The organism is Phormidium sp. CCY1219 (assembly GCF_055795085.1).
In genome coordinates, this window is sequence record NZ_JAYFEQ010000272.1 from 1 (window position 1) to 7,695 (window position 7,695).

Here is a 7,695-nt window from a genome sequence, read left to right on the forward strand (position 1 = left end):
CGACGTTCCGACTCGGTATCCAGAGAACTGGTCGCCTCATCCAAAATTAAAATCTGCGGATTGCCCAACAACGCCCGGGCGATCGCGACTCGCTGTCGCTGTCCCCCAGACAGAGACGCGCCCCGTTCGCCCACCTGAGTATTGTATCCCAAAGGCATCTGTTGAATAAATGCATGGGCTTCCGCCAACTTAGCCACTTCCACCACTTTATCCAGAGGCACATCATCGGCATAAAGCGTAATATTGTCCACAATCGTGCCGGAAAACAAGAAACATTCTTGCGGCACTACCCCGAGAAGCGATCGCAAAGACTGGGGTGAAATATGACGCAAATCGTGCCCGTCAATAGCAATTCGTCCGCTATTCGGTTCGTACAATCCTTGTAGCAACTTAACCAGGGTACTTTTCCCCGACCCGCTGCGTCCCACCAGGGCAACCGTTTGCCCGGGTTTGACCGCAAAGGAAATATTTTCTAACGTATTGCTCTCTTGGTCTTCACTGTAACGAAAGGTGACATGTTCCAAACTCACCTCGCCCTTCAGTTTCGGCAGCACCAACATGCGGCTGCCCACTTTTTCTTCCGGTTCGGTGGCAAGTACATCATTGAGTCGCTCCACAGAAATCCACACTTCTTGCAACTCATCCCATAGTTTCACCAAAGCCAAAATCGGACTAATTACCTTGCCAATCATCATGTTAAACGCCACCAACTGACCGATGGTGAGTTCTCCTTGAATCACCAGCATCGCCCCATACCACAGTAAAGCAATGCTGCCGATACTATTAATAATTCCGCTGCTGGCTTGCAAACCATTGGCCAATTTCTGGGCGCGAAATCGCGCATTGAGAGAATTGGTTAAATGGTCTTCCCAGCGCCAGCGCAACTCGCGCTCGGCGGCGGCAGCTTTTACCGTAGATACACCGGTCATCATTTCCACCAGTGAGGAGTTTTGTTCGGCGGTGGCATTAAACACTTCCCGGGAGACTTTCCGCAAAAACGGCGTCGCCACTAAGGTCAAAATCGCGATCGGGGGAATAATCGCCAACACCAACAAAGTCAGACGCCAGTTGTAATACAGCATCAGCCCCAAATATACAAATCCGGTGAGAAAATTCAACCAAGCCAACACCACTTGTCGGATCAAAAACCGCTGAATTTTTTGGTTTTCCTGCACCCTAGTGATGATATCCCCCACCCGGCGCGATTCAAAAAATTTCAGGGGCAGTCGCAGGGTATGATTGATAAACCCGGCAATCAAAGTCAGGTCAAGGCGGTTGGAAAAGTAATCGAGCAGGTATCGCCGAGTAGTGGATAAGGCGATTTTCCCGATCCCAAACAGTAACGCCCCCACCGCAATCACATGCAAAGCATTGATACTTTTGTTGACCACGATTTGGTCGAGAATGATTTGGGTAAATAAAGGAGTGACCAACCCAAAGAGCTGAATCAGCACCGAGGCGATAATAATCTGCAAGCCTACGGAACGATAGGGCCACAGCACGCGGAAGAAGCTGCTGAGGGTACGTTGTTGCGTTTCTTCGGCATTTTGCAGTCGCTCGGTGGGATCGAGCAGCAAAGCGTACCCGGTCCAACTGGAGAGAAATTCCGATCGCGGCACCCATCGCTTGTCCGCCGCCGGATCGGCGATTAAGATTCGTTTGCTTTGGACTTTGTACACCACTACATAGTGAATTCCCTGCCAGTGAGCGATCCAGGGATTGCTCTGTTCCGCGAGGCGACTCAGGGAGGCGCGCACCGGTCTGGCGTGGAATCCCACCTTTTCGGCGGCTTTGGCTAAGCCTTTGAGAGAAGCGCCAGAGCGCCCCACGCCAGACAGTTCCCGCAGGTAGTTTATACTAAAGCGCTTGCCCCAATAGCGGCCAATGATGGCAATGCAGGCGGCACCACAATCGGAGGAGGACTGCTGGCGCAAGTGCGGATAGCGAGCCAGAAGGTCGAGGACTTGACGCTTGAGGGGTTTGGGAAAAATTACCCCTTCCGATCCGTCGCTGTCTTCTTGGCGATCGCCCGGTGACTCGGGAGAACCCTCTGCGGCTTTGGGTGCGGGGGGCGTCGGCGCAGGAATCGGTGTGGCCGATCGCCGCCTCATGGGTGCCGCCACGGGGCCAGCGTGACCGTTCCCTTCGGTTTTTTCTTGCCACTTCCGGTCGAGAACTGGGGCGATCGCTTTGGCTTGTTCCCAGTATTCAGCGGGCAGTTGGAAGATTTGTAGCTCTGTTTGTGCAACACAATCCCGGGGAGTTTGTTCCGGATACCCCCAGCTCTCTGCAATCCCCGGCGGGTCTGTTTCCTCAGCGGTTGCTTCTATCTCGCCGCGACGCAACCAAAAGCGACCCGATTCTTCCGGGGTGGCTTCGGCTAAGGCGGATCTGGCAGCAATTTCTCGCTCGGTAAACAAGGACAATAGTTCCCGCAGTTGATGGCTGGATAGGCTACGCAATTCGGTGACAGTTTTGAGAAAAATTTGCCGTTGCCGTTGTGCGGTTTGTTGCTGCAAATAGGTATAGAGTTCCGGCGCGCGATCGCGGTAAGACTCCAGTTGCCCCAGATCGAGACGCGAAATCTCACCGGTTGTGGCGGCGATCGCCCGATATCCCTGGACATCTGAGTGCAAACATCGATCCGCGCCAAAGATATCGCCGGCTTCGAGAACCATTGCACAGACTTCTCGTCCGCGATCGGGATCGAACGCCAGCAACCGTACCCGACCGCGCTCGATCGCGTAAATTTCCCGCTTTTCTTGTCGCTCGGTCTCCTCGGTTTCACTGACATCCCGGATTGATAAGAGTTCGTCTCCTAACTCGAACGCACTCCCCTGACAGGATTCCTTTAACTGCGACGCGACTGTAGGTTCGATATCCATTTCCCCTACAAGCTGCATCACCACACTTTGGCTGTCTGCGCCCGGTGTCCCCGAAAAGCTGGGTTGGGATTGTTTGTTTATCCCCAACATTCCTGTCATAAATGAGCCTCCCCATCCCGATGTCTTACAGTTGACGGCGATCGACCGTCGGTTTGATTAATTAAAAAACTTAGATACAATTTTCAGTTTATATGGGTAATGTGGCCAGAGATTGCCCCGGCTATCTGAGCCACAGAACTTGGAACCCTAAACGAATCGTAGAACAGTTTCAATCGATCCAGTCTAGGACACTTCACCTGCGCGGTTTTCAATGCATTTTCACCCCTTTAAACAGCACGATCGCCAAGCGGCTTCTTGGCTGACTTATTGCTATTGCATCATAATTAGAGCCAGTAAGGAATCCTTCGCTCGGTATATCTGCCTCAGTGTTAGTAAATCTCTCTGGCTTCCGCAGTATGTCTTTCGGTATAAAAACCGTAATATTTCGGATGTTATTTGCGACACAACCCTCTCAATAGGTTTAGAGACAAAAATTGCTGTAACTCTTTTTTATCAATAGCTCCAGAGGATTTAATCTGCACCTGCCTCCGGGGCTTATTGAGAAGACGAGCGACGATTTCCCCGTTTGAAAAAATTATCCGGTTGGGTATTAGTCCCTGAAATTCTAGTCTACACGGGCGTTTCGCTTGAGAGCCAACTCACCCGATTGAGAATTTTCCGACTCGGCTCGGCAAAACTCCATGTTTACGTAGTATTACTGAAGCCACGGTAACACTGATTTTACAAAAATTAATGTTTTAGGCAATAATATTGTTGTTGTTTGACGCCATCTGAAGTATAATTAAAGTTTAAAGTTTTTGCAACAAGCAAAATCGATCCACAACCTCACCGATGTGGAGTCTCCATATCCACGAAAGGGGAAAAATGGAAGAATTTCAAATTGAGAATTGAAAATGCTAGAAAGTTGGATTGTTAATTGGTAATTGATGGGACGCCTCTGGATCCGGGAAACTGATGGCGGATCCTGCTCATCCGGTTCGCCGACGGATCCCCTTTGCCCAGGGGAATTCCCCCTCGGGGGCGTGACCCCCCGCCTTTCCCGATGCAAATTGACCGCCAAAAAAATAGCCCGCGTAGGCGGGTCTAAAATGGGTGTAACGGGAGATTTTAATCTGCGGATGTGCTACAGGAGCCAGGGGGCAAAGTATAAGTAAGGTGAAGGCGGATGTGCCGCGCTTAGAGTTGTTGGTTGTGGAGCGTGTAGTTCAGTTCCATGCTGAGCCACTGGGCAAACAGGCGATCGATAATTTGTTGGCGAATTTCCGAGGTGAGTTCGGCGCGAATCAACTCCTCGGCTAAAAATAGATGATAGCCGAGATCGGTTTTCAGCGGTCCGACGATTTCGTGAAGGGGCGTACTGAAGACTGCGGGGGCGATGTCGGGTTGCAAACGCGATCGCGGGATTTTGCCTTCACATCCGCACAGAAGGCGACGGCGTTCGTCCATATCGTAGAGATGCGCCGCTTCATAAAAGCTAATTTCCTGTTCTTCGATTTGATAGAGAACTTCCCGAGCGACTTTTTCGTAAGGGACAATGATTTGATAAAGGAGGATTTTATCGAATTCGAGGCGATGTTCGGCGAAAAATTTTTCTACTTCTTTGTCAAATAAGGCAACCGCCAACTTTTTTTTCAGCAGGCGATCGCGAATCCCCGCTTCCCACTCATTGGCCGAGATCGTGCGTTCAGCCAGCCAAGCTAACGTATCGGAGGCTTTTTCCAAACGATATTCAAGCCGAAAGCGATCGCCTTCGGCTTGAATTTCCTCATCACTCACTGTAACGCCCCGTTCTCCAGCCGTTTTTGCGATGATTTTTTGATGTAAAATATTTTGCAAAATCGGCTGAATTTGAAGCTCTTTTTTTAGCCAGTCAACAACTTCATTTGCCTCGATGCCTGCTTGGGATAAATTCATCATCGTTTGGCTTGCTCCTTTGGCTTTTCATCTCATCCAATTTCAAGCAAATTGTCGGGAATCCTGATGAAATCAGCAACCGTCAAAGTGGTGGTTCCGTTGGCATCAACGGTATTGATAACCACACCTAAGTAGCCGTTGTCGTTGATTTGAATAAGCGTAGAATCCGCATTGCCATCGCCATTGAAATCAAACACTTCAAAACTGAGGTTATCGAGAGAAAACCCCGGATTTAACGCAATTTTATCGCCTTCAGCTCGATTGAAATCGGCGATCGCATCTGCCTGTAGCACGTCAGTGACGGCAGTTTCGACTCTCAATCCAAACCAATCCGCCCCCGAACCGCCAATCAGAGTATCGGTACCAAAATCGCCCACCAAGAAATCGTCACCCTGACCGCCAATCAGCCAGTCATTATCTTGTCCCCCGCGAAGGATATCGTTGCCATCTGCACCTTCGACAGTATCATCACCCATATTCCCATTCAGAATATCGGCATCTGCCCCACCGAGGAGGCGATCGGCACCCTCCATTCCCCGCAGGTAATCTTCTCCACTGTTGCCTTGAATGTCGTCACTGCTAGCACTCCCCAGGATTTCATCATTCTGTGCCGATCCGGCAAGTAAGACAAACAATAATGTTTCCGAGAGGGAGTCGGATAGCTCCGAGTCTGCCTCAGACTGGAAGTCGATCGCATTGTTCGGCACACTGACTGTTGGCAAAGGCGGAAGTGTGGGAATCGCGATCGATATAGAAGGCGAAGAGGTTTCAGTCTCAGCAGGGGAGGTAGAGGCTGTGCTATCGGCAGCAGGGACATCCGAGGTGGATGCAGTGGCGGTGCTTTCGGCGGAAGTGCCGTTTGGGGTGAAATCCGACGCCTGAGTGGTGGTGGTTTCTCCGGTGGGGGAAGTGGCGATCGCCTCGCTACTACTTTCCGCACCGGTGTCATTCACCGTCGAGGAAGCACTGCCAGAAGAGATGCTCTCGCCAGAATTCGGCGTGGCAGGGGGTTCCGGCTCAGTTGGGGGTGGGGCAGAGGTACTCTCACTCTTGCTCTCCCCCGGGGGAGTCTCCGGCTCAGGGGTGGATGACAGCCCTGTCTCACTTGTGGCCTCGCTGGAGGGGGTTTCTCCCGATCCACTGGCAGTGCTAGCACTGCTGCTTTGTGGATTGTTAGCGGGAGTGTCTGTAGAAGCACTGGCGTTGCTTTCCGTAGGAGTGGCGGAAGCCGTGGCACTACTGGCGCTTGTCCCTGAGTTGCTGGTTTGCGCGCTGCTGCTACTGCTTTGACTCCCAGAAGTGGGAAGAATAGTATCGGTGTTATTTGTTTCGGAAGTGCTATCGTCGCCAGCATCAGTGGGATTGTCAGTGCTATCCTCGGCAGGAGTTGCGATCGTCACATGGGCTTGTGCGCCCTGGTTAGAGGCGATCGCTTCCCCGCTGGCACTGCTTGAAGTTGCCTCCGGCACAAACTCCTGGGCGATCGCGCTTTCCGTTTCGCCCGTGGGAGTCGTGGCAGTTGCCTCACTGGCACTCGCCGCACCATGTTCATCTACCACCGAAATGGCACTCACTGAAGCGCTGCTGCTCTCGGCATTGTCGAGAATTGTGGGATCGAATGGAGTAGGCATTGTGATTTATCTCCCGATCGGGTGGTCTGCTCTTGCTGTGGTTGAATGGAAACTGGAGTTTGTAGAGTGGGCAGTTCGAGAACAGATGCGCGATCGGCACCTCTGAGAGTGGCTCTCTCTGCCCACCCTACCATCTGCAATTATTTTTGCACGAGTACATATCTTTCTTAGAAGGAATAAACAGATAAAGACTGACTGGTAGCTGTGAAGCTACTGGTGTGAAAACCCGTCTGGGCGTAAGCAGAGCCTTCAGCAAAAGAGTCCGTAATGCTGTATTTATCCCCGGAGTAAACCCACACCGATGCTTCGCTGCTGGTCGAGGTGGATTCACCCGATGCCACTGCGATCGCCGAACCTGAGCCAAACCCTGAAACAGCGATCGTGGTTGCATCCGCATAAGCCCACAAGCCCCCTGCGAGCTGATTGTCTTGGCTGACCGAATTCAAATACTCTAAATCTACTATATTCATGGTGATTATTTCTCCAAATCTGTTGTAAGGGACATCATCCGCGCTCCCAATGGCTGAAAAAGCCATTTGCAAAAGCCACTAAAGCTTCAAGAGTTAAGCTTCTAGCGGCTTAGGCATATGAGAGGATTGATGGGTGTTTGGAGAGTTACTCCCCCGAGCGATCGCTGTTACTTACCGAGAAAGAATAAACTCGAGAAAACGACAGCCAATCAGTGGTCAATGGGCAGAAATAAATCTTTGTGAGGGTATTTTCTCCAAAAGCTAAAGATTCCCCTTCAACAATTGCACTATTGTTGTTTAGGTCAATATCCGTTTTCAGAGACAGGTTCGCGAAATCGTTTTGGTAGTAAGTGTAGTACGGCGTCAAGGAACCGTCTTGCACTGGCGGGTTTCTCAGCAACGACCTCCAAATAATGTAGGTCGGAAACCATCATCAGTTTTGCGGGGTTTGAGGAACGATCGCGGGTCAAATTGCTCCGGATAGTTGTCCTCAGCAAAAACCCGATCGCGCTTCTCGGAGAAAAGGAGTCATATGCCAAGTTAATCTGTTTAATTCCTGGCGATCGTCTCCTTTTCCCCGATGTCTTAGCGGCGTTTAGTCTGTAGCCGAGAAGGAATATACGGCAGAGGTTGAGCTATAGTCAGTGGTGTAAGTCTCGAAGGAAACCTTAGTAAAGGTATTTTTCCCGAAAGCAAAAGCACCACCTTCTACCACCGCACTGTTGTCGTCCAAGT

General features: G+C 51.0%; 4 protein-coding genes. All 4 read right to left on the minus strand.

Annotated features, from left to right (window positions below; translation table 11 throughout):
- A partial coding sequence (locus tag AC0QH1_RS03685; RefSeq protein WP_324629503.1) for an ABC transporter transmembrane domain-containing protein occupies positions 1-2,984 on the minus strand: 2,984 nt, incomplete at its 3' end.
- 1,137 nt (positions 2,985-4,121) lie between these two features.
- On the minus strand, positions 4,122-4,862 hold the full coding sequence (locus AC0QH1_RS03690) for a foldase protein PrsA (protein WP_324629505.1): 741 nt from the start codon (positions 4,860-4,862) through the stop codon (positions 4,122-4,124).
- Between the two features lie 29 nt (positions 4,863-4,891).
- The gene (locus AC0QH1_RS03695; RefSeq protein WP_324629506.1) at positions 4,892-6,490 is read right to left on the minus strand and encodes a calcium-binding protein; all 1,599 of its coding nucleotides are present in this window, start codon (positions 6,488-6,490) and stop codon (positions 4,892-4,894) included.
- A 167-nt stretch (positions 6,491-6,657) separates the two neighbouring features.
- Complete coding sequence (locus AC0QH1_RS03700; RefSeq protein ID WP_324629509.1) at positions 6,658-6,960, minus strand: hypothetical protein; 303 nt, start codon at positions 6,958-6,960, stop codon at positions 6,658-6,660.
- Positions 6,961-7,695: the final 735 nt, after the last annotated feature.